We start from the raw sequence: 21,277 nt of genomic DNA, 5'->3' as shown, positions 1-21,277 counted from the left end.
CTCATGCTATTCCCATCTATTGATAAATTGACTGACAAGGTAGAAAGCAAATACATCCTCGTGACCATCGCGTCCAAGCGTGCACGCCAACTGCGCCAAGAAAACAATCTGCAGCTGACCCGTCCGTTCTCCAAAAAGTTCGTCGGTCAGGCACTCGAAGAAATCATCGAAGACAAACTGGTTTTCGAAAACAACAACATTCGTCCACAATCCTAAGTTAGACACGGAAACAACCTGACCGCAGGTTGTTTTTTTGCGCCAAGCGGCAGATGGCGGAATGGATGGATGTATCGATGTGAGAGGAGAGGGTAGGATGCTACCGTTACAAGACAAAATCATCGTGCTGGGCGTCACAGGCGGCATCGCGGCTTACAAAGCGGCAGCACTGACCAGCAAGCTGACACAGGCCGGAGCGAAGGTGTATGTGATCATGACGGAGGGGGCGCAGAAGTTCGTTCAACCGCTGACTTTTCAAGCGCTGTCCCATCTGCCTGTGTATACAGACACCTTCACCGAGCCTGACGTGAGTGTGATCGCCCATATCGACCTGGCTGACCGCGCCGACCTCGTACTGGTCGCACCCGCTACAGCCAACCTGCTCGGCAAGCTGGCCCACGGCATCGCCGATGATATGCTGACCACCACCCTGCTTGCGACCAAAGCACCTGTGATGATCGCACCGGCCATGAATGTGAATATGTACGCACATCCAGCGGTGATGCAGAACATGGACAAGCTTCGCGGATGGGGCTACCGTTTTATCGAGCCGGGCGAGGGGTTTCTGGCATGTGGCTGGGTAGGAAGGGGACGGCTGGCAGAGCCGGAAGAGATTGTGGAAGTGGTGAAGCAGTATTTTGCGGGGCAGGAGGAGGTTCATCCTGTATCGGATGCACCTGCTGTGGCTGTGGATCAACCGTATTTGAACCCATCAGCATCCACTGGATCGTCCATCACCCACGCACGCGATCTCGCTGGACTCAAAATCCTCGTCACCGCAGGCCCCACCCGAGAGAAGATCGACCCTGTGCGCTACATCACCAACCACGCTTCCGGCAAAATGGGCTACGCGATCGCAGAAGCAGCCCGCGACCGTGGGGCAGAGGTTGTCTTGGTGAGCGGACCAACCGCATTGCCGAAGCCGGATGGGGTTACTTTTGTCGCGGTTGAATCGGTACAGGAGATGCTGGATGCCTGTCTGGCGGTGTACCCTGTGACTGATGTGGTTGTCAAATCTGCCGCTGTCTCCGACTACCGCCCGAAGGTCACCTACGAACATAAGATGAAGAAAACCGGGGATGAACTGACCATCGAGATGGAAAAAGCCCCGGATATCCTGCGAACCTTGGGCGAGCAGAAGCATAATCAATTCTTGATCGGCTTTGCCGCTGAGACACAGGATCTCGCCAAGTACGCACTAGATAAGATCGCCCGCAAAAATCTGGACATGATCGTAGCCAACAATGTGCTGCAGGAAGGTGCCGGCATGGGCGGCGATACCAATATCGTTACGATTTTTAGTAAAGATGGGGATCAGGTCGCGTTGGACAAGATGAGCAAGCGTGCGGTGGCGGATAAGCTGTTTGATGTGGCCCTGACCAAAATACAGGCAAGCATGACGAGGTAGCCCAAGGGATGCGATTGATCGCCAAAGTCATCGTTGACGTACCGACGAACCGCACGAACCGCCCCTTTGATTACCTCGTCCCCGACTGGCTGGCTCCGCTGATCCAAGAGGGAAGCCGTGTCGTCGTTCCCTTCGGCCCGCGCAAGCTGCAGGGCTATGTGGTGGAGCTGATCGGACATGCATCTGCTAACCCATCCACAGCCACATCCGCTGATCCGACTGATGAACCAGCCACCTATGGCCTTGGACTGTTCGCGGATGAAGACCTGCCCGAACCAGCCGCCACCAAGCTCAAAGAGGTACTCTCCGTCCTCGACGATGAACCGCCGCTGACCACAGAGTTGATCCGCATGGGCGAGTGGATGGGCCGACAGTATCTCTGCCCGTGGACGATGGCGCTCACCGCGATGCTGCCTGCTGTGCTCAAAGGCAAGGCCGAGAAATGGCTTGTCGCCACCGAAAGCCTCACGCCAGAGCTTGCATCCACCTACGGCATGCTCCGCTATGTGGCAGATCACGGCGCGATCCAGATGGGGGAGGCGGAGAAGCGCTTTTCCGAAGAGTTCATGCTCGTCCCCGGATGGATCAAAGCCGGATGGATCGCCACTGAATATCAGGTGAAAGACCGGATCACCCGCAAAAAAGTAGCACACGTCAGCCTCACCCTGCCGCGTGAAGAGGTACAGCAGATCGTCGAAGACCTGCCCCCACGTTCGGAGCGGATGAAGCATGTGTTGCTTTTGCTCGTGCGTAAGACAGAGCCTGTGCCTATCGCTGATGTGATGGAGCTGCTTAACATCACGCGCTCCACGATTAACACGATGGAGAAAAAAGGCTGGGTGAAGACCGAGCAGATCGAGGTCTACCGTGACCCATACGCAGACCGCAAGTTCCCTACCCCCCAGAAGTACCAACCGACACCTGAGCAGGCACGGGCGCTTGCCGCGATCCTGCCGCCGATTTATGAGGATCGGTTTGCTTCCTTTTTACTGCATGGGGTGACAGGGAGCGGGAAGACCGAGGTCTATATGGAAGCGATTGAGCAGACCTTGGCAAAAGGAAAGGAAGCGATCTTTCTCGTACCCGAGATCTCGCTGACACCGCAGATGGTGGAGCGGTTCAAAGGTCGCTTCGGAGATAATGTAGCCGTGATCCACAGTGCTTTGTCCCAAGGGGAGCGCTATGACGAATGGCGCAAAATCCTGCGTCGTCAGGTACAGGTAGTGGTGGGGGCGCGTTCGGCGATTTTTGCCCCGTTCCGCAATCTGGGCCTGATCATCATCGACGAGGAGCACGAGAGCACATACAAACAGGAAGAGACCCCTCGCTACCATGCTCGCGATGTGGCGACATGGCGGGCGAAGGCTAATGACGCGGTACTGATCCTCGGGAGTGCCACTCCGGCGCTGGAGACGTATGCGCTGGCAACACGCGGACGCTACGAGCTCTTGACGATGGCAGAACGGGTCGGCAACCGTCCGCTTCCGAAGATCCACATCGTCGATATGCGTGATGAGCTGCGTGACAAGAACGTCTCGATGTTTTCCCGCCGTCTCCACGAGATGATCCAAGACCGTCTGCAAAAGAAGGAGCAGATCGTGCTGTTCCTCAACCGGCGCGGCTTTTCCACCTTTGTCATGTGCCGGGAGTGCGGTCATACGCTGCGCTGTCCGCATTGTGACATCTCGCTTACGTATCACCGTACCAACAACACGGTTCGCTGCCATTACTGCTCGTATACCATCCCACAGCCGAACAATTGTCCCGAGTGCCAAAGCCAGCACATCCGCTTCTTCGGTACAGGCACACAGCGCGTCGAGGAGGAGCTGGCCAAGCTGTTCCCAGGAGTCCGCGTCATACGGATGGATGTCGACACCACTTCGAAAAAAGGCGCCCACGAACAGCTCTTGACCCAGTTTCGCAACGGTCAGGCCGATATCCTGCTCGGTACCCAGATGATCGCCAAAGGGCTGGACTTCCCTCGGATCACGTTGGTCGGAGTCATCGCCGCCGACACCTCGCTCAACCTGCCTGACTTCCGCGCTGCTGAGAAGACCTTTCAGCTGCTCACACAGGTAGCAGGCCGCGCCGGACGGCATGAGTTGAAAGGGGAGGTCGTCGTACAGACGTACTCGCCGGAGCATTACAGTATCGTGCACGCGACCGAGCATGATTACGTAGGCTTTTATCAGAGGGAGATGGTGATGCGCAAAGAGCGGCAGTACCCGCCGTTCTACCGTCTGGTGCTGATCACCTTCTCTCACGAGGATGTGCCTGTCTTGATGCGGGCCGCTGAGAATTTTGCCGGGTATTTGAGACCACGGCTTGCCCCGACGACACAGCTGATCGGCCCTTGCCCGTCACCGATTGCCCGGATCAAAGATAGATTTCGGTTCCAGATCATGCTAAAATATCGGGATGAACCCAAAATCACGGATCTGCTGGCCCAGACCAGTGCCCAGTTCGATGATTGGATGAAATCGCAGAAAGTAACATTGACGATCGATCCTGACCCACAGATGCTTTTATAAGCAATGATTGAAGATAAAAGGAGGCCACCACCATGGCGATTCGCACCATCGTAAAGCACCCAGACCCGGTGCTCAGAGAAAAAGCAAAAGAAGTGACCAAATTTAACGAAAACCTGCACAAGTTGTTAGACGATATGGTAGAAACCATGTACGAAGCAGACGGCGTAGGACTTGCTGCCCCACAAGTCGGCATCCTCAAGCGCGTCTTCGTTCTCGATTGCGGTGACGGCCCAGTTGAGTTCATCAATCCAGAAATCATCGAGCACCGTGACCAGCAGTTCGAGAACCATCCAGAAGGCTGCCTGTCCATCCCAGGTCTCTACGGTGATGTCCGCCGCCACCTCTGGGTCAAAGTCCGTGCACAGAACCGCCACGGCGAAACCTTTGAATTCGAAGGCGTCGACCTGACCTCCCGCTGCATCCAGCATGAGCTGGACCACCTCAATGGCGTCCTATTCATCGACATCGCTGACCGTGTCTATCCAGCGAAGAAAGAGGAAGGGGAATAAGCCTTGACCGATCACGTCCGCATTCTGTTCATGGGGACGCCTGACTTCGCTACCCAGAGCCTCGAAGCACTCATCGAGGCCGGGTATGATGTCGTCGGTGTCGTGACCCAGCCAGACCGTCCAGTAGGCCGCAAGCAAGTGATGACCCCGCCGCCTGTCAAGGAAACGGCGGAGAAGCACAATCTCCCGGTCTACCAGCCTGAAAAAATCAAGCAGCCCGAAGCACTCGCCGAGATCATGGCGATCCAGCCAGACCTGATCGTCACCGCCGCTTACGGCCAAATCTTGCCGAAAGCGTTGTTAGACGTGCCTAAGCATGGCTGTATCAACGTCCACGCCTCCCTTTTGCCTAAATACCGCGGGGGTGCACCAATCCACAAGTGCATCGTAGACGGGGAAAAAGAATCAGGCGTCACGATCATGTACATGGTGGAAGCACTTGACGCAGGGGACATGCTCTCCAAGGTCGTCGTCCCGATTGAGGAGCGCGACACCGTGGGTCTTTTGCATGACAAATTAGCCGTGGCAGGTGCGAAGCTTCTGATCGAAACTGTGCCACAGCTTCTGGCAGGCGAGATCACAGCGGTACCGCAGAACCACGATGAGGCGACGTTTGCCCCGAATATCAAACGCACCGATGAAAAAATCGACTGGAACAAACCAGCCACCGCCATCTACAACCAAGTGCGCGGTCTCAACCCATGGCCGGTCGCCTATACCACCTGCGAGGGCAAGGTATGGAAAATCTGGTGGGTAGAAAAAATAAAAGAGACAGGTTCCCAAGGTACACCAGGCACCATCATCAGCCGTGAAGAGGACGGACTGATCGTGGCGTGTGGCGAGGGGACGGTCAAGCTTATGGAAATCCAGCCCGAAGGCAAAAAGCGCATGAGCGTCTTCGACTATCTGCGCGGTGCAGGCAGCAACTTACAGGCTGGTACGATGTTAGGAGTCGAATAGCGTGAAGCCAACTCAAAAAGCGGGAAGACCCAACAAAACAACAGGGGAGCGCCGTCCACGACCACAAGGCTCAGGCGAGCGCAACCAACGTCCGGCAGGCACAGGCGGACGCAATGCGACTGCCCGTGACATCGCCCTCGACATCTTGACCCGCATTGACGAACAGCAATCATACAGCAACTTGGAATTAAAAGGCGCACTGGAGCGCACCCATCTGGCTGGCCCGGACGTAGGTCTTGTCACCGAGCTTGTATATGGGACGATCCAACGCCGCAACACGCTTGACCATGTGATCGGGAAGTTCATCAAGGGCGGTCCGAAAAAGCTTCAGCCTTGGGTACTCAACCTAATCCGCATGAGCCTCTACCAAATCCGTTACCTCGACCGTGTGCCAGAGCGTGCGGCTGTACATGAAGCTGTCGAGATCGCCAAGCGCCGTGGTCATCAGGGGATCAGCTCGCTTGTCAATGGAGTGCTGCGCAACGTCTTGCGGACAGCGGATGTGTGGGAGGTTCCCGAGGATGACGAGGCAGCCCGTATTTCACTCGAAGAGTCTCACCCAGCATGGCTTGTGAAGCGCTGGATCAGACTGTACGGAGCAGAGACGGCACGAGCGATCTGCCAAAGCAACAACAAGCCGCCGATGCCGACCATCCGTGTCAACCGTCTGCGCAACACCCGTGAGATGCTTTTGCGCGATCTGGAGGATCAGTTCCCAGAGGCAGAGCCGTCCCGTGTGACACCAGACGCGATTCTTTTACATAGCGGGCACGCGGCCGGAAGCATCCAGTTCCGCCAAGGTCTGTGCACCATCCAAGACGAAAGCTCCATGCTCGTCGCCCCAGCCTTGCATGTGGAGCCGGGTCTGCGCGTACTCGATGCGTGTGCCGCACCAGGTGGCAAAACCACACATATCGCTGAGCTGATGAACAACGAGGGAGAGATCATCGCCTGCGATGTTCACCCGCACAAGCGCGAGCTGATCAAGGAAACCGCCAACCGTCTCGGTATCACGATCATCGACACACTCGTATCCGATGCTAGCGAATTGCCGGAAAAAGGACTCGGTACCTTTGACCGCATCCTGCTTGACGCTCCATGTACTGGTTTTGGCGTCATTCGCCGCAAGCCAGACCTCAAATGGAACAAAAGCAAGGCAGATATCACTGAGATCAGCTACGTTCAGTATCGCCTGCTCGAACAGGTCTCCCAGATGCTCAAGCCGGGTGGATATCTCGTCTACAGCACCTGCACGATCGAGCCGGAGGAGAATCAGGAGATCGTCGAACGTTTTGTCAAAGAACATCCGGAATTCGTCTTGGACAACACACTGGCTGACGATATGCCAGAAGCGGTTTCGGCGATCATGGATCGGGATCGGGGATATGTCCAGATCCTGCCGCATCACTTTGACAGCGACGGCTTCTTCATCGCCCGCCTCAAACGCATAGAATCATAACAGTCATCAGGGTGGAAATCTGTGAAAAGCGGGTTTCCACTTTTCCTTTTATCCATTACGGGGTACAATGTTAGAATGGAATGCGTTACATATCCGTTAGACATGTTGGGGTTATCCCCGGCATAATACTTTACCAAAAGGTGAAAACACACACATGACAATGACATCCTTTACGAACAACAAGCCGCTGTTGCACAGCTTGACCTTAGATGAACTGAAAAACTGGCTGACCGAGAACGGGGAAAAAGCGTTCCGCGCCCAACAGATTTTTGACTGGCTGTACGTCAAGCGGGTACACAGCATCGACGAGATGAGCAACCTGTCCAAAGACTTCCGTGAAAAGCTCAAAGCGACCTTCCGCACGGATGCACTCAAAGAAATCACGCGTCAGGAGTCTGAGGACGGCACGATCAAATTTTTGTTCCAGCTGATCGACGGACATGCCATCGAGACCGTTATCATGCGTCATAACTATGGGAACAGCATCTGCGTCACCACACAGGTAGGCTGCCGTATCGGCTGTACCTTCTGTGCGTCCACATTAGGTGGTCTCAAGCGCAACCTTGACGCCGGAGAAATCGTCTCACAAGTATTGCAGGCGCAGCGCATTCTGGATGAAACCGACCAACGTGCCAGCCACGTCGTTGTCATGGGGATCGGTGAGCCGTTCGAGAACTTTGAGCCGCTGCTCTCATTCCTCAAGATCATCAACGACAACCGTGGTCTGAACATTGGACAACGCCACATCACGGTATCTACCAGCGGAATCGTATCGAAAATCTACGAATTTGCTGAGCGCGGCGGTCAGGTGAACCTGGCGATTTCCCTGCATGCGCCAACTACAGAGCTGCGTACCAAGCTGATGCCGATCAACCGTGGCTTCCCATTGGATAAGCTGATGGAAGCATGCCGCGCTTATGTGGCAAAGACCGGGCGCCGCATTTCGTTTGAGTACGGTCTGTTCGGTGGACAGAATGACCAGCCGGAGCATGCGGAAAAATTGGCTGACCTGATTGGCGACATGCTGTGCCACGTCAACCTCATTCCGGTTAACTACGTACCGGAGCGCGATTATGTGCGCACCCCGCGCGATCAAATTTTCAACTTCAGACGTATTCTGGAGCGCAGAGGAATCAACGTAACCATCCGCAGAGAGCATGGCAGTGACATCGCTGCTGCCTGCGGCCAGTTGCGCGCCCAACACGCACAAGAAACGGCAAGGTGATCAAGAGATGGAGATTGCAATGAAGTCGCATATCGGTTGTGTGCGGCAGCTTAATGAAGATTTCTATGCCTGCACGGTTGATCTCAACGGTCGCGTCCTCGCGATCGTTGCGGACGGCATGGGCGGGCATCAGGCAGGAGATGTAGCCAGCAAGATGGCGGTAGAGCGCATCGTATCTGAGCTGCACGGCCTCGGAGCTGATACGACAGCCGAGGACGAACGCGAACACCTGATGAGAGCACTGATCAGAGCTAATGAAGAGGTATACGCCTACGCTGAGTCCCATCCCGAGTGCAACGGGATGGGTACAACGGTGGTCGCAACACTGATCAGCCCGGATTACGGTGTGACCGCCCATATCGGTGACAGCCGCCTGTATCATTTTCACACAGGTGATCTGACCCAGCGTACGGAGGATCATTCGCTTGTACAGGAGCTGCTACGAAGCGGGCAGATTACCCCGCAGGAAGCCCATCTGCACCCACAGCGCAATGTTCTGATGCGCGCGCTCGGCACGGAGCCGGATGCGTTGATTGATTTGGGCGAGTTCAGCTGGGTGGAAGGCGACATATTGCTGCTCTGTTCTGATGGTCTGTCCAACAAAGTTCCAGAACCGATCATGGTCGATCTGTTAGGCAAACCTGTTCCCCTGCAAGAGACGGTTGACGCTCTCGTTCAACACGCACTGAACGCGGGCGGGGAAGATAACATTACGTGTATTGCGGTTCGCAACACGGGCAAACCGATTGAAGTCAGTGGAGAAGAGGGGTGAGTCAGATGGAAGGTCAGCGTTTAGGAGGACGTTACCAGTTAGAGGAAAAAATCGGTGGCGGCGGGATGGCAATCGTTTACAAAGCCAAAGATTTGGTACTCAACCGGCCGGTAGCGGTCAAGCTACTCAGACCCCAGTTTGGGACGGATGATGATTTTGTCAACCGTTTTCGCAGGGAGGCGCAAGCCGTAGCCAGTCTTTCTCATCCCAACATCGTCAGCGTCTACGATGTCGGGCAGGAACAAGACACGTACTATATGGTGATGGAATACATAGAAGGTTCTACACTCAAAGATGTCATCAACCGCAACGGCGCACTGCCTGTCAGCGAAGCGGTACGGATCGCTGTACAAGTGTGTGACGCATTAGATCATGCACACCAGAACCATATTATTCACCGAGATATCAAACCCCATAACATTATGATCGGGAAAAATGGCTGGGTAAAAGTAACAGATTTTGGCATCGCCCGCGCTGTCACCTCGGCAACCATCACCCATACAGGCTCCGTGCTTGGATCGGTTCATTACTTTTCCCCGGAGCAGGCCCGTGGCGGTCTGACCGGTGAGAAATCAGACATCTACTCACTTGGGATCGTACTGTATGAGATGGTGACCGGTCAGCTGCCGTTTTCCGGAGATTCCCCGATCTCGATCGCGCTCAAGCACCTGCAGGAACCACTGCCAGAGCCGCGTGAGATCAATCCAAACATCCCGCAAAGCGTGGAGAACGTCATCCTGCGTGCCCTGGTCAAAGATCCGTTGCTCCGCTACGAATCAGCACGCGGCATGCTGCTTGATCTCGAGACCTGCCTGACCCCGGAGAGGCGCAATGAGGCGAAGGTGATCTTCCCGTCCGACGACGAAGAAGCTACCCGTGTCGTGCCCGCGATCACTCCTGATATGCTGGAGCAGGCCGGTAAAGAGCGGGCAACCCCGCAACGGACACAGAACCGCCGGGATCAGCAGGAACCGGAAGAAGAGAAGCCGCCGTCCGCTTGGTGGAAAAAGACCCTGTTGTGGCTGGGCGGGATCGGATTGTTTTTTGCCCTTGTGATACTAGGTTTTAATCTCGCCATGAAAATATTCTACGTACCTGAAATCAACGTTCCACTGGTTACCGGCACGCAACAGTCCATTGCCGAGATGAAGCTCAAGGACGCCAAGCTGATTCCCGTGGTGATCGAGCAATTCGCCGATCAGGAGAAGGGGATCGTCGTCGAGCAGGACCCGGCTCCGCCGATGCGGGTTAAAGAGGGCGCAAGCATCACACTCTATGTAAGTAAAGGTCTGCAAGAGGTGTCGATGCCAAACCTGATCAGCCTGCCGCAGCAGGTAGCGGAAGACCGGCTCAAGCAAGACAAGTTCGAATACGAAATCGTCAAGCAGGAGCATGAAGATATCCCAGCCGGCAACATCATCGATCAAGACCCGCTCCCTAACACAATGGTCGTCCCTACCAAGCAAAAAGTCCGCCTGACCGTCAGCACCGGCAAACGTCAGGTACAAGTGCCAAAGCTCGAAGGCCTGCGTCTCGAACGCGCCGCCATCGAACTGTTGAGCGCAGGGCTTGCCAAAGGGGAGATCAAGGAAGAGCCAGCTTTGGGCGTGGAGAAAGATACCGTCCTTCGCACCGAGCCAAAAGCAGGAGCATCTGTGGAAGCAGGCAGCAAGGTCACTCTGATCGTCAGCTCCGGTGAATACCCGTCCAACGCGAAGATCGGCACCTATCCATATGTGGCCGAGCTGACCGAAGGCGAAGAACAGGCCGAATTCAAGATCCTCGTCACAGACTCACGCGGCAAAGACCAAGTGGCTGCAAAAGAGACGATCACCGGGCCGAAGCCGTTTGATGTGGAAGTGGTGCTGATGCCAGAGGATTCCGCGACCATTCAAGTGTTTAAAAATGGAGAGTTGATCCAGACCCTGAATGTAGACTATCAGACTTTTCCATAGAATCTTGGAGGGAATCACATGCCAGAAGGGCGTATCATCAAAGCGTTGAGCGGATATTATTACGTAGCAGACAGTGATTCGGACGCGGTGATCCAATGCCGCGCCCGCGGTCTGTTCAAGAAAAAAGGCGCCAAGATCAATCCGCTGGTGGGCGATTGGGTCGTCTATGAGACCACCAAGGAGAACGAGCAGGAAGGCTATGTGATGGAAGTAGGCGAGCGGACGAGCGAACTGGTTCGTCCGCCGATTGCCAACATCGAGTTGGCAGTCCTCGTCTTTTCCGCCGCTGAGCCGGCATTCAGCCCGCTTTTGCTGGACAAGTTTCTTGTACATACCGAACATGCAGGCATCGATGCGATCGTGGCGATTACCAAGACCGACCTGATCAGCGAGGAGAAGGCAGCGGAGTTCGTCCAGATGTATGAAAAAGTAGGCTACCGTGTCATCCCGACCTCCACCCGTACAGGACGGGGCGTGGATGAGGTACGCTCGGAGCTCGCTGGCAAGCTGTGTGTCTTCGCCGGACAATCAGGGGTAGGCAAGTCCTCACTGATCAATCAGATTTTTCCCGGCATGAGCTTACAGACCGCCGAGATCAGCCACAAGCTGGGGCGCGGACGTCACACCACCCGCCACGTCGAGCTGATTCCGCTGGAGAGTGAGGAAGGCGGATATGTGGCCGATACACCGGGCTTTAGCTCTCTGGAGTTCATGGAGATGAGCGAGCTGGATCTGGCTGAGTCCTTCCGCGATTTCGAGCGGTACTCGGACGGCTGCAAATTCCGCGGCTGTCTGCACTTAAGCGAGCCAAGCTGTGCCGTACGCGAAGCCCTTGAAGCAGGCGAGATCGTCGCGGAGCGCTATGACAACTACAAACAATTCAACGAAGAACTGAAAGAATACAACCGGAGGAACAAACCATGGTAAAAATCGCACCATCTATCCTATCTGCTGACTTTGCCCGACTGGGAGAAGAGATCAAAGACGTAGAGCGCGGCGGCGCTGATTGGATTCACATCGATGTGATGGACGGTCATTTTGTCCCAAACATCACCATCGGCCCACTGATCGTGGAAGCGGTTCGTCCTGTGACCAACTTGACGCTCGACGTCCACCTGATGATCGAGAATCCGGATCAATACATCTCCCAATTCGTCAAAGCTGGTGCTGACATCATCACGGTGCACCAAGAAGCAACCCGTCACCTGCACCGCACCATCCACCATATCAAGGAACAAGGCGTCAAAGCAGGTGTCGTACTCAACCCGCACACCCCGCTCGTGACCATCGAGCACATCCTGCCAGATGTGGACATGGTGCTCCTGATGACAGTCAACCCAGGCTTCGGCGGTCAGAAGTTCATCCACAGCGTCGTGCCAAAAATCCGCGACCTGCGCAACATGCTTGACCAACGCGGTCTCTCCCATGTGGAGATCGAGATCGACGGCGGTGTGAATGCAGAGACAGCCCGTCTTTGCGAAGAGGCTGGTGCGACTGTACTGGTAGCGGGTTCTGCTGTGTTCAATCAAGAAGACCGTGCGAAGGCAATTGCAGCGATTCGCGGGTAAGGAATTGTTTTAGTAGAATAACAGGTAATGCAAAAGCGCTTGTTTCCGTTGGTGGAGACAAGCGCTTTTTTATCGGGATATGGAATTACCTTATCGCATATTACCGATACCCATTCCTCACATAATTCCGATCAAAACTCCCTAGATTGCTAAAATAAATCGAAACCAGCTTCGCCGGATCAACCGCTAATTCTCCACCGGTCAATTCCCCGCCATCGTTTCCATCGTCCCATTTCCAACCGGTATTCGCCGCATTATCCTTTCCGTTGTCACCACGGAACGTCCCCCAGCTTGCAAACGTTTTGGTGTCATAACGGTGTTCCCACAGCCCGCCGGGAGCAAATGTATCCACCAGCTGATACGAGACGAAGGTATCTTTCCCACTGGACGGTACTTCTGCGGTCGTCTTGCTCGGGTAATAGACGATATAGTCGCTGTCGGTAGAGCCGTTCCACGCTTTGGCCCCGTGACCTTTTGCCTCTTGGAACGTGGTCGGGCGGTCATATCCACCATAGCTCACCATCCGGATGGTCCCATCGATGCTCTCCTGTCCGCTCGTAAACGGGCTGCCGGACGGCGTGTAGGAGTAGAAGTCCGTGTGGAAAACAGAAACCATTCCTTCCAGCTTCCCGTATGTAGAGCCGTCTTTACGGACGATGGAGAGGACACCTTCCATATCATTTTCGTGCGTATCCAATCCCAAATCAGGATAGTCCACCCAATCGCGCGGATGATAGAAGCTGTAGAGCAGATACCAGTGAGAGGAGGTTTCCACCACGGAGTAATATACTTTTGCCTTCAGACGGTTCACGTCAGTGCTCTGGTTCTCCCAGTTGTTGAGCGTATCCCACTCCCCGTCATAATCGACAGCGGTGATGTAATCCGCATCATAATCGCTGCTGTCCGTATCCTGGTAGTGTATCGGAGCCCAGCGGTATGCCAGATCCAGATCGGTTGGTGCAGCCGATGCGGCAGTAGGCAGAGTGAGGAGGCCGGTCAGACTGGCAAGAGCACAAAAAGCGGTAAAGCCTGATTTGATCATGGTTTTCATCTTCGATTGTTTCACAATTCCACCTCAATATCGTTGATTGTACATTTTCATATAGAAAGAATATAACAAAGCGATTTTAAGGAAATATATGCAAAAGGTTAAAAAACATGATAGGTGCAGGAAGGGAACATGCACATACTAATGCCAAACCTGTAAGTCAACCGACACCACCCTGAAAAGAGGCGAGTACCAATCATACTGAAGCGTCTCACCAAATGGCTTCTAGCCTTCATCGGCATCATGTTCCTCAGTGTGGCCCTGCTTACCTTCACCGTAGACACCATCGCTATGATGCGCAAAAATAACATGCGGGCGAAGTTCACCCAGCACTACCATGACTTTGCGGTCCGTGATATTTTTAACACCAACAGCTACCCCAAGCCGCCACGGTTCATGGTCGTTTATCGGAATAAGGATAAGTTCTACAGGGCATGGCTTGACCAGGAAGGGAGGATTTTGGAGCAGGAGCGGGCGGGGGAGTGAAGCGTACCTGAGAGACCGTGTGTTTTTTTCATGTAACAAAAAAATGGTAAACAAAAAAGCCGAGTCACTTACTCCATTCAATCAGGAATAAGCAACTTGGCTTCATTATTGCGTGAATTCTTTTCTTGAAATCTACATCGTCGTAAACAATCTCACCAACAGCGCAATTCTCGCCGGAATCTCATCCACCACCACATGTTCATGGCTGGCATGTGCTCCGTCCCCGACTGGCCCGAGTCCATCGAGCACCGGGATGCCCACGACCGCCACCACGTTGCCATCGCTGGTTCCGCCGACACCGATTTCTTTTAGCTCCAAGCCTTCCAGCTTCGCCTGCTCCTTGGCATGGAGGAACAGCTTCTCGGTAGCTTCGGTACGTTCCATCGGGGTTTTCGCTACGCCGCCTTCGACGGTCAGGACAGCGCCTTCGAGCATCGGCTTGAGAGTGTACATCGCCTGTGTTACGCGCTCCGCTTCAGACGCCTTCATCACACGCACGTCAATGATCGCCTCCGCGTACTCTGGCACGACATTGGACACCGTACCTCCGCTGATGACGCCGACGGAGAGGGTGGTACCTTGCTCATAATCGGTCAGGGCACGGATCTGCAGGATTTGATGGGCCAGCTCGTCGATTGCATTGATCCCGATCTTATGATCATTCCCCGCATGTGCAGCACGACCTTTGACACGCAGGGTGAACTCGCCGCCGCCTTTTCGGCTCGTTTTGACGTAACCGTCGCCATAGGTAGGCTCAATCACCAGCGCCAGCGCACTGCGGCGGCCTTCCTCCTGGATCAGCTCCTTAGAGTGCTCGCTGCCTGTTTCTTCATCTGTATTCCAGAAAAACACCAGCTTTTTGTTCAACGGCAGTTGGTTCTCGATAATCGTCTTCAGTGCATAGTAGCTGAACACGATTCCGGATTTCATATCATATGTACCAGGTCCGTAAGCCTTTCCATCCTCGATGCGCCATGGCTCAGTTGTAAGCGTCCCGATTTCTTTGACCGTGTCGAAGTGACCGAGGATCAGAATCTGCTCGTCACCCTCCCCGTATTCGATGCGAAGCTGATCACCCACCACTTCTTGGGGATGACGCTCCACCTTGCATCCCAGTGCGGCAAAACGGTCCGCGATGAAGTTACCGAGCTGATCAACAGCCTGCTTATTGTGGGTGGGTGTCTCCATCTCTACATAGGTTTTTAATTCTGCTACAATCTCATCTAATTGTGCTGCAAAGACCTCAGTCCAATTGGTAGACATATGACTTTCCTCCATCTTGTGTCGCAAACTTTTCTTGCTTTTTATCATACAAGATTTGTACCAAAAAAGCTTATGATTCGAAAAAGAAAACGTTTACCTGAACGCCCGTTCTGTGTATATTGAGTAAGGACACTTATCATCCGGTCACCCGGAGGCTATCGGGAAAACGCTCAGTCAAGTTATTTTGATCGCACAAGTCGTCGTTTTCTTGGAGGAAAAGGTAGGGGAAGAGACGAAACTTAAACAGGTACAAGGACCAGGCACCATCGGCACCTACCTGACTCAGCAGGAAGGATTCGTTGTCACCTGTCAAGCAAGAAAAGGATCTTGCCAAGCACCAGCAAAAAATGCCAGCGGGAAATGTTCAACAAAGGCTATATGACCAAGTACACTTTGCCGATATTATCGGTAACAGACCGGTGATCAACCAATCGAAGCCCTCGCCTGCAAATCGGCACAGACTGAGATCTGACTGTCCTCATCGAAGAGGAGAGTAGGACAAGCCAGGGAGTTGTCCGCAAGCGAGAGCCACCACAACATCTCTGACCACCGCCACGGTCCATCTTTGGTCGTTAACTTCTCCCTGTTGTCAGAAGATTTAGTGGAAAGTGAATTGTTCGGCTACGAGTAAGGAATCTTCACTCACGCCAAAAAAAGGAGGCAAGCCTGACCTGTTCGAGCGCTCTGGGCGAAAAACTTTATCACCAAAGCTTTTGGCAAGCAGAACCACATGATCCCAGCAACAGATCCGCCGAAAAATGGATATCCTAGAAGCGCATGGCTGCTTACGCAAAGCAATCGGACGCGCCGGATCAGCTTTCAGCAGCAAGGGATACAAAATCCTGAGGTTTATACAAACAAATTTATAAATATGAGTTTACAACTTGGCACACAACTTGCTAAAATGATGCAATGTGTTGCTGAAATTATACCAAGGGGGTTTATACCTATATGAAAAAGATGAAATCATTCCTTACTCTTGCCATGACCTCTCTGCTGGCATTCTCCGTACTCGCAGGCTGCGGCCAAGGTACTGCTCCAACTCCTGCTGACCAAGCCCAAGGCGGCCAAGCCGGACAACCAGCTGCTGAACAGCCGGTGGCCAAGCTCCGTATGGCGACATCTGCTGACTACAAGCCTTATGAGTACCATGATACTTCCAGCGGTGAAGACAAAATCGTCGGCTTCGACATCGACATCGCCAACTATATCGCCAAAGAACTCGGTTTTGAACTCGAAATCGTTGACATGGACTTCAACGGGATCATCCCATCCCTGCAATCCGGCCGTGCTGAATTCGCTATGGCTGGTATGACACCAAAGCCTGAGCGCCTCAAAAACGCAGACTTCTCCGTGATCTACTTTGAAGCGACCAACTCCATCGTTTCCAAAAAAGACGCGAACCTGACCAAAGTATCTGAGCTCGCAGGCAAAACCGTCGGCGTACAGCTCGGCTCCATCCAAGAAGGCGAAGCAAAAGTATTTGCTGAAGGCGAAGCAAAAGGCATGAAAATCAAACAAATGAACAAAATCGCTGAGATCATCCAAGAGCTCAAAGCAGGCCGTATCGACGCTGCGATCATCGAAGACACTGTAGCAAAAGGCTTTGTGAAAAACAACGAAGAGCTTCAATTCACCAAAATCGAGTCCGCTGAGCCAGCAGGTTCTGCAGTTGCATTCCCGAAAGGTTCTGAGCAAGTAGAGAAGTTCAACGAAGTCATCAAGAAAATGCAAGAGAACGGCGAACTGGAAAAACTGATTCAGAAGTGGTTCGGCGAATAAGAACCTGATTTGAGGTGGTAACAAAATATGGTCTTTCACTTTGATCAAATAAATGCGGCCTTCATCTTCAATGGGATTTGGGTCACCCTTAAGTATACGTTGCTGTCCGCACTCGTTGGTTACACATGGGGTTCCGTGCTTGCGCTCATCAAGATCTCCCGAAGCAGAATTCTGCGGGGCGCAGCTTGGTTTTATACCTCCATTTTCCGAGGACTTCCGCTGATTTTGACCTTGTCACTGATCTACTTCGCAACACCTCAGCTGACAGGTTATGAAATCACGGCGTTACAGGCTGGTATTATTACGTTTGGTCTTAACTCTGCTGCGTATATCTCCGAGACAATCCGTGCCGGTATTCTTGCTGTTGACAAAGGACAGCGGGAAGCGGCACTGGCTCTCGGTGTTCCGTACAAGCGCATGATGCTCAACATCATTTTCCCACAGGCGTTCAAAAACGTATTGCCTGCAATGGTAAATGAAAGCATCGCGCTACTCAAAGATTCTGCGCTTGTCTCTACCATCGCGGTTGCCGATGTCATGCGTAACGCAGCACTGGTAGGTTCCGATACCTATCTGTACTTCGAACCGCTGATCATCGCGGCAGCGATCTACTACACCATGGTTATGACCCTGACACTCTGCGCGAATTTGCTTGAGAGGAGGATGCGTCGCAGTGATTAAGGTACAGAACGTGTCCAAATCATTTGGCAAACTCGACGTACTCAAAGATATCTCGCTCGACATCGAAAAAGGTGAGGTAGTAGCGATCATCGGGCCATCCGGTTCCGGTAAATCGACGCTCTTGCGTTGTATGAACCTGCTTGAAGTGCCGACATCCGGCCATGTCTTCATCGATGAGGACGAGATTACCGCACCAAAAGCAGATGTAGCCCGCATCCGCCAAAAAATCGGGATGGTGTTCCAGCATTTTCACCTGTTCCCGCATATGACGGTACTGGATAATATCACCTATGCACCGATCACGGTGAAGAACGTCTCCAAAGAAGCGGCCAAACAAAAAGGGATGGAGCTGCTCACCCGCGTCGGTCTCGCTGACAAAGCGGACATCTATCCATCCCGCCTCTCCGGGGGGCAAAAGCAGCGTGTCGCGATCGCCCGTTCTCTTGCGATGGAGCCTGAGTACATGCTGTTTGACGAGCCGACATCAGCCCTCGACCCAGAGATGGTCAAAGAGGTATTGGACGTAATGAAATCCCTCGCGCAAAGCGGTATGACCATGGCCATCGTGACCCATGAGATGGGCTTTGCAAGCCAGGTGGCAGACCGGATCTGCTTCATTGATGAGGGACGGTTGGCGGAACAAGCCGATCCAAAAGAATTCTTCAAGAATCCGAAGTCTGAGCGTGCGAAGCAATTCTTGGAGAAGATTCTCTAAGCCTGCTCCACACGTTTAGACAACCGATGAAAAAAACCGCCTGACGATTGACCCGTCTGATCAAGACGCGGCCGTTCTTCGGGCGGTTTTTACCGTTTTGCCAGTTTGGAATGAGAAGGACGTTTACAATGAGATGAAATTCACGTACAATCATACGCGAACCTTTTCATTTTTTCGACATTATTGGGGGAATCATCAACATGGCACAAAACAACAGATTAGTCACAATGATGGAGATTTCCGTCATGGCGGCCTTGGCATATGTCTTAGGCCAGCTCAAAGTATATGAAATGCCACAGGGAGGCTCGGTCTCACTGGTGATGCTGCCAATCGTTCTGATTGCAGTGCGCCGTGGATTGGGTGCCGGACTCATGGCAGGCTTGCTCGTCGGGATCATCGACTACCTGCTGGGCAAATATCCGGCTGTCCACCCGATTCAGTTTTTCCTCGACTATCCGATCCCTTATACTGCGATTGGACTGGCAGGCTTGATTCCGCTGGCGCGTATGAGTGGCAACATGATGCGGGTTGTCTCTGTCTGCGGTGCGTTGCTGCTTGGTGTAGTGGTGCGTTTCCTTGCCCATTTCACTTCGGGCGTCGTCTATTTTGCTGAGTACGCCCCAGAAGGCACTCCGGTTACCACCTATTCCTTTCTCTACAATATCCAGTACATCCTGCCTGAGTATCTCATCACAGCGGTTGTGCTGGGCATCCTGATAACCACAGCGCCACAGCTTTTCCTGTTGCCACGGGGACGCTAGATGACGACGGTACACATCTGTACAGGCGGCCTGTTGGATGTCTGGCCAGACCTTAAGGCAGGGGACAAGCTGATCGGTGTCGACGCTGGCGCCTTGCGGTTGCTGGAGGCGGGATATCGGCCGGATGTGGCAGTCGGAGACTTCGATACGATCGGGGAGGCGGGCGTAGAGCGGCTTTTGGAGGCGGGGATTACACTGGAGCAGTTCCCAGCGGCAAAAGACGCCACAGACACTGAGATCGCGCTGGAGACGGCCCTAGGCTATCAGCCGACGGGCATCAAGGTATACGGAGCCATCGGCAGTAGGATGGACCATACACTTGCGAACCTGCAGCTGTTATGGAAAGCGCACAGTCAGGGTGTCTGGATGGAGATTATCAACCGCCAGAACCATGTTCGGCTGCTGTCAGAGAGATTCACGGGCTGTGTGGTGGAGCGGGGAGAATATGAGTTTTTCTCCCTGATCCCGGTGAGTGCCGAGGTGACAGGGATTACGCTGACAGGCTTTCTCTACCCGCTCCAAGAGGCTGTGATCACACTTGGCTCCTCGCTTGGGGTCAGCAATCAGCTGCTGGGCGAGCGGGGACGCGTCGAGATCAAGAGCGGTGCTGTCTATCTGATCGCCAGCTGTGACCTTGTCTGAAAAAGACGAAACAATTACCAAAAACCTGCATATAGATATCGGGTAGCAATTCGCCTACCCGATATTTTTTTTGTTCCAGCAGGCATGCTGGGCACATGTTTGCCCCTCTTTGGAATAGATATGTAATATCAGAAACTCGGATGAAAGCCCAAGAGGGGGTGCGACATGGTATGGGATTTCGTTCCTTTCACATCAGGCAGGGGTTCGCGGTAAAAAAAGTGATTGGCATTGTATTAGCGGTTTCAGGCATTATCCTATTCTTGAACGCGACACCCCTCTGGGTGTGGTATGCCTGCATAGGAATAACGTTGATGGGGGCTGGATGGTATCTGTTTCATCACAAGTAATTCCGAGGGGTAAGGAGGGGTCGACATGCGGTTTTATACAATCAAACTGCCGAAATTCCTGGGTGGCATGGTTCGCGCTATGATCGAAGCATTCAATAAAAAGAAGTAAAAATAAAAAAAGCACCCCTCAAGGTGCTTTTTTTCGCGGCATATGGGTACAACTATACGCGAGTAACGAGACCGGATTTCAGAGCGCGAGTAGAAACCCAAACGCGCTTTGGTTTACCGTCTACGAGGATGCGCACTTTTTGTACGTTAACACCCCAGGTACGACGAGACGCCTTCATGGAGTGGGAACGAGCGTTACCGGCTTTTGGTGCTTTGCCTGTTACGTAGCATTTGCGTGACATTAGAATCCACCTCCTCTGGTGCAAGTGAAACGAGCCCATGACATGGGCCAACAAATACTTTGCTATAGTAACATACGGTCCTGTCAATTGCAATACTTGACACCCATTTTCCTAAAACTACAAAGAGGTTTGTTGAAAAAAACTTCTAATACGCCCATACTTATAGTAGAATTGTGGGGAAGTACAAGTAACCATTGCGGATTTTGGCTGTTTTTAAAGGAGGAATCTTGCATGACTGTGGAATTGACTACACCTCTAGGGAAGATTGACGTTTCAGAAGAAGTAATTGCCCGTATCGCCGGTGGTGCTGCGATGGAAGTCTTTGGACTTGTCGGTATGGCATCCCGTAAAGCATTGAAAGATGGCATTGCAGAGCTGCTTAAAAGAGATAATTTAAGTAAAGGTGTCGTTGTAACAAACGAAAATGGCGAAGTCAGCCTTGATATGCATATTATCGTCAGCTATGGAACGAAAATCTCCGAGGTCGCAGGAAATGTGCAACGACGTGTCCGCTACACGCTAGAACAAACAGTTGGAATCGAAGTCTCCGCGATTAACATTTATGTCCAAGGAGTCCGCACAGACCGTGAAATGTAAGG

Annotated in this window: 23 protein-coding genes; 20 read left to right on the top strand and 3 right to left on the bottom strand. The window is 53.2% G+C overall.

From position 1 onward, the window contains the following. The first annotated feature begins 3 nt into the window (after positions 1-3). From rpoZ to rpe, 11 genes are all read left to right on the top strand, one after another. Positions 4-216, top strand: coding sequence for a DNA-directed RNA polymerase subunit omega (gene rpoZ, locus FGI41_RS09400; protein ID WP_139489824.1), 213 nt, complete (start codon positions 4-6; stop codon positions 214-216). A 97-nt stretch (positions 217-313) separates the two neighbouring features. Continuing rightward, positions 314-1,624, top strand: coding sequence for a bifunctional phosphopantothenoylcysteine decarboxylase/phosphopantothenate--cysteine ligase CoaBC (gene coaBC, locus FGI41_RS09395; RefSeq protein WP_139489822.1), 1,311 nt, complete (start codon positions 314-316; stop codon positions 1,622-1,624). A gap of 14 nt (positions 1,625-1,638) precedes the next feature. Continuing rightward, positions 1,639-4,155 (top strand): primosomal protein N', encoded by a 2,517-nt coding sequence (priA, locus tag FGI41_RS09390; protein WP_139490180.1) that lies wholly within the window; start codon positions 1,639-1,641, stop codon positions 4,153-4,155. Positions 4,156-4,187: 32 nt separating this feature from the next. After that, positions 4,188-4,664, top strand: a complete 477-nt coding sequence (gene def, locus FGI41_RS09385; protein ID WP_139489820.1) for a peptide deformylase — start codon at positions 4,188-4,190, stop codon at positions 4,662-4,664. 30 nt (positions 4,665-4,694) lie between these two features. Beyond that, entirely contained in the window at positions 4,695-5,624 is a 930-nt protein-coding gene (gene fmt, locus FGI41_RS09380) for a methionyl-tRNA formyltransferase (protein WP_139490179.1), read from the top strand. A gap of 1 nt (position 5,625) precedes the next feature. Continuing rightward, positions 5,626-7,083, top strand: coding sequence for a 16S rRNA (cytosine(967)-C(5))-methyltransferase RsmB (gene rsmB, locus FGI41_RS09375; protein WP_255298400.1), 1,458 nt, complete (start codon positions 5,626-5,628; stop codon positions 7,081-7,083). A gap of 154 nt (positions 7,084-7,237) precedes the next feature. After that, positions 7,238-8,308, top strand: coding sequence for a dual-specificity RNA methyltransferase RlmN (gene rlmN, locus FGI41_RS09370; protein ID WP_139489818.1), 1,071 nt, complete (start codon positions 7,238-7,240; stop codon positions 8,306-8,308). A 7-nt stretch (positions 8,309-8,315) separates the two neighbouring features. Continuing rightward, the gene (locus FGI41_RS09365) at positions 8,316-9,080 is read left to right on the top strand and encodes a Stp1/IreP family PP2C-type Ser/Thr phosphatase (RefSeq protein ID WP_139489816.1); all 765 of its coding nucleotides are present in this window, start codon (positions 8,316-8,318) and stop codon (positions 9,078-9,080) included. A gap of 5 nt (positions 9,081-9,085) precedes the next feature. Next, positions 9,086-11,035, top strand: a complete 1,950-nt coding sequence (pknB, locus tag FGI41_RS09360; RefSeq protein WP_139489814.1) for a Stk1 family PASTA domain-containing Ser/Thr kinase — start codon at positions 9,086-9,088, stop codon at positions 11,033-11,035. Positions 11,036-11,053: 18 nt separating this feature from the next. Then, complete coding sequence (gene rsgA / locus FGI41_RS09355; RefSeq protein WP_139489812.1) at positions 11,054-11,962, top strand: ribosome small subunit-dependent GTPase A; 909 nt, start codon at positions 11,054-11,056, stop codon at positions 11,960-11,962. Then, positions 11,956-12,603 carry a ribulose-phosphate 3-epimerase gene (gene rpe / locus FGI41_RS09350; RefSeq protein ID WP_139489811.1) on the top strand — a complete coding sequence of 216 codons (648 nt, stop codon included), beginning with the start codon at positions 11,956-11,958 and terminating at the stop codon, positions 12,601-12,603. The genes rsgA and rpe overlap by 7 nt, the downstream gene beginning before the upstream one ends. 100 nt (positions 12,604-12,703) lie before the next feature. Here the strand turns inward: rpe and FGI41_RS09345 are convergent, their stop codons facing one another. After that, positions 12,704-13,669: a hypothetical protein gene (locus FGI41_RS09345; RefSeq protein ID WP_255298399.1), complete on the bottom strand. Its 966-nt coding sequence runs from the start codon at positions 13,667-13,669 to the stop codon at positions 12,704-12,706. Positions 13,670-13,894: 225 nt separating this feature from the next. Here FGI41_RS09345 and FGI41_RS09340 point away from each other — a divergent pair, with 225 nt between their 5' ends. Next, positions 13,895-14,137 (top strand): hypothetical protein, encoded by a 243-nt coding sequence (locus FGI41_RS09340; RefSeq protein WP_139489809.1) that lies wholly within the window; start codon positions 13,895-13,897, stop codon positions 14,135-14,137. Positions 14,138-14,269: 132 nt separating this feature from the next. On the opposite strand, the gene FGI41_RS09335 is transcribed toward FGI41_RS09340, so the two are convergent. Then, a complete protein-coding gene (locus FGI41_RS09335) occupies positions 14,270-15,400 on the bottom strand; it encodes a M20 family metallopeptidase (protein WP_139489807.1) in 1,131 nt (376 codons plus the stop codon). A gap of 511 nt (positions 15,401-15,911) precedes the next feature. Here FGI41_RS09335 and FGI41_RS09330 point away from each other — a divergent pair. The 7 genes from FGI41_RS09330 (at position 15,912) to spoVM (ending at position 20,437) form a co-directional block, all read left to right on the top strand. Further along, positions 15,912-16,031, top strand: coding sequence for a sigma 54-interacting transcriptional regulator (locus FGI41_RS09330; RefSeq protein WP_438358016.1), 120 nt, complete (start codon positions 15,912-15,914; stop codon positions 16,029-16,031). Positions 16,032-16,351: 320 nt separating this feature from the next. Continuing rightward, a complete protein-coding gene (locus tag FGI41_RS25270) occupies positions 16,352-17,182 on the top strand; it encodes a transporter substrate-binding domain-containing protein (RefSeq protein WP_139489805.1) in 831 nt (276 codons plus the stop codon). A gap of 27 nt (positions 17,183-17,209) precedes the next feature. After that, the gene (locus FGI41_RS25265; RefSeq protein WP_139489803.1) at positions 17,210-17,863 is read left to right on the top strand and encodes an amino acid ABC transporter permease; all 654 of its coding nucleotides are present in this window, start codon (positions 17,210-17,212) and stop codon (positions 17,861-17,863) included. Further along, complete coding sequence (locus FGI41_RS09315) at positions 17,856-18,578, top strand: amino acid ABC transporter ATP-binding protein (RefSeq protein ID WP_139489801.1); 723 nt, start codon at positions 17,856-17,858, stop codon at positions 18,576-18,578. Before FGI41_RS25265 ends, FGI41_RS09315 begins: the two co-directional genes overlap by 8 nt. 200 nt (positions 18,579-18,778) lie before the next feature. Then, positions 18,779-19,339, top strand: a complete 561-nt coding sequence (thiT, locus tag FGI41_RS09310; RefSeq protein ID WP_139489799.1) for an energy-coupled thiamine transporter ThiT — start codon at positions 18,779-18,781, stop codon at positions 19,337-19,339. Further along, positions 19,340-19,981, top strand: coding sequence for a thiamine diphosphokinase (locus FGI41_RS09305; protein WP_139489797.1), 642 nt, complete (start codon positions 19,340-19,342; stop codon positions 19,979-19,981). It abuts the gene before it with no gap. 372 nt (positions 19,982-20,353) lie between these two features. Further along, a complete protein-coding gene (spoVM, locus tag FGI41_RS09300; RefSeq protein ID WP_139490175.1) occupies positions 20,354-20,437 on the top strand; it encodes a stage V sporulation protein SpoVM in 84 nt (27 codons plus the stop codon). A gap of 52 nt (positions 20,438-20,489) precedes the next feature. On the opposite strand, the gene rpmB is transcribed toward spoVM, so the two are convergent. Beyond that, entirely contained in the window at positions 20,490-20,678 is a 189-nt protein-coding gene (gene rpmB / locus FGI41_RS09295; RefSeq protein WP_139489795.1) for a 50S ribosomal protein L28, read from the bottom strand. A 231-nt stretch (positions 20,679-20,909) separates the two neighbouring features. Between rpmB and FGI41_RS09290 the strand changes: the two genes are divergently transcribed. Then, entirely contained in the window at positions 20,910-21,275 is a 366-nt protein-coding gene (locus tag FGI41_RS09290; RefSeq protein WP_139489793.1) for an Asp23/Gls24 family envelope stress response protein, read from the top strand. Positions 21,276-21,277: the final 2 nt, after the last annotated feature.

It is taken from the genome of Brevibacillus dissolubilis (assembly GCF_006170445.1).
Classification (GTDB): Bacteria; Bacillota; Bacilli; order Brevibacillales; family Brevibacillaceae; genus Brevibacillus_B; species Brevibacillus_B dissolubilis.
The sequence above is the reverse complement of the archived record's forward strand: the minus strand, read 5'-3'. Positions and strand labels throughout refer to the sequence as shown.

Bases quoted from the DNA above. Each gene is read 5' to 3' on its own strand.
- FGI41_RS09365 (WP_139489816.1), top strand. From the start codon at position 8,316: ATGGAGATTGCAATGAAGTCGCATATCGGTTGTGTGCGGCAGCTTAAT.
- FGI41_RS09290 (WP_139489793.1), top strand. From the start codon at position 20,910: ATGACTGTGGAATTGACTACACCTCTAGGGAAGATTGACGTTTCAGAA.
- FGI41_RS25265 (WP_139489803.1), top strand. From the start codon at position 17,210: ATGGTCTTTCACTTTGATCAAATAAATGCGGCCTTCATCTTCAATGGG.
- rpmB (WP_139489795.1), bottom strand. From the start codon at position 20,678: ATGTCACGCAAATGCTACGTAACAGGCAAAGCACCAAAAGCCGGTAAC.
- FGI41_RS09340 (WP_139489809.1), top strand. From the start codon at position 13,895: ATGTTCCTCAGTGTGGCCCTGCTTACCTTCACCGTAGACACCATCGCT.
- thiT (WP_139489799.1), top strand. From the start codon at position 18,779: ATGGCACAAAACAACAGATTAGTCACAATGATGGAGATTTCCGTCATG.
- fmt (WP_139490179.1), top strand. From the start codon at position 4,695: ATGGGGACGCCTGACTTCGCTACCCAGAGCCTCGAAGCACTCATCGAG.
- FGI41_RS09305 (WP_139489797.1), top strand. From the start codon at position 19,340: ATGACGACGGTACACATCTGTACAGGCGGCCTGTTGGATGTCTGGCCA.
- spoVM (WP_139490175.1), top strand. From the start codon at position 20,354: ATGCGGTTTTATACAATCAAACTGCCGAAATTCCTGGGTGGCATGGTT.
- rpoZ (WP_139489824.1), top strand. From the start codon at position 4: ATGCTATTCCCATCTATTGATAAATTGACTGACAAGGTAGAAAGCAAA.
- coaBC (WP_139489822.1), top strand. From the start codon at position 314: ATGCTACCGTTACAAGACAAAATCATCGTGCTGGGCGTCACAGGCGGC.
- rsgA (WP_139489812.1), top strand. From the start codon at position 11,054: ATGCCAGAAGGGCGTATCATCAAAGCGTTGAGCGGATATTATTACGTA.
- FGI41_RS09335 (WP_139489807.1), bottom strand. From the start codon at position 15,400: ATGTCTACCAATTGGACTGAGGTCTTTGCAGCACAATTAGATGAGATT.
- FGI41_RS25270 (WP_139489805.1), top strand. From the start codon at position 16,352: ATGAAAAAGATGAAATCATTCCTTACTCTTGCCATGACCTCTCTGCTG.
- pknB (WP_139489814.1), top strand. From the start codon at position 9,086: ATGGAAGGTCAGCGTTTAGGAGGACGTTACCAGTTAGAGGAAAAAATC.
- def (WP_139489820.1), top strand. From the start codon at position 4,188: ATGGCGATTCGCACCATCGTAAAGCACCCAGACCCGGTGCTCAGAGAA.
- rlmN (WP_139489818.1), top strand. From the start codon at position 7,238: ATGACAATGACATCCTTTACGAACAACAAGCCGCTGTTGCACAGCTTG.
- rpe (WP_139489811.1), top strand. From the start codon at position 11,956: ATGGTAAAAATCGCACCATCTATCCTATCTGCTGACTTTGCCCGACTG.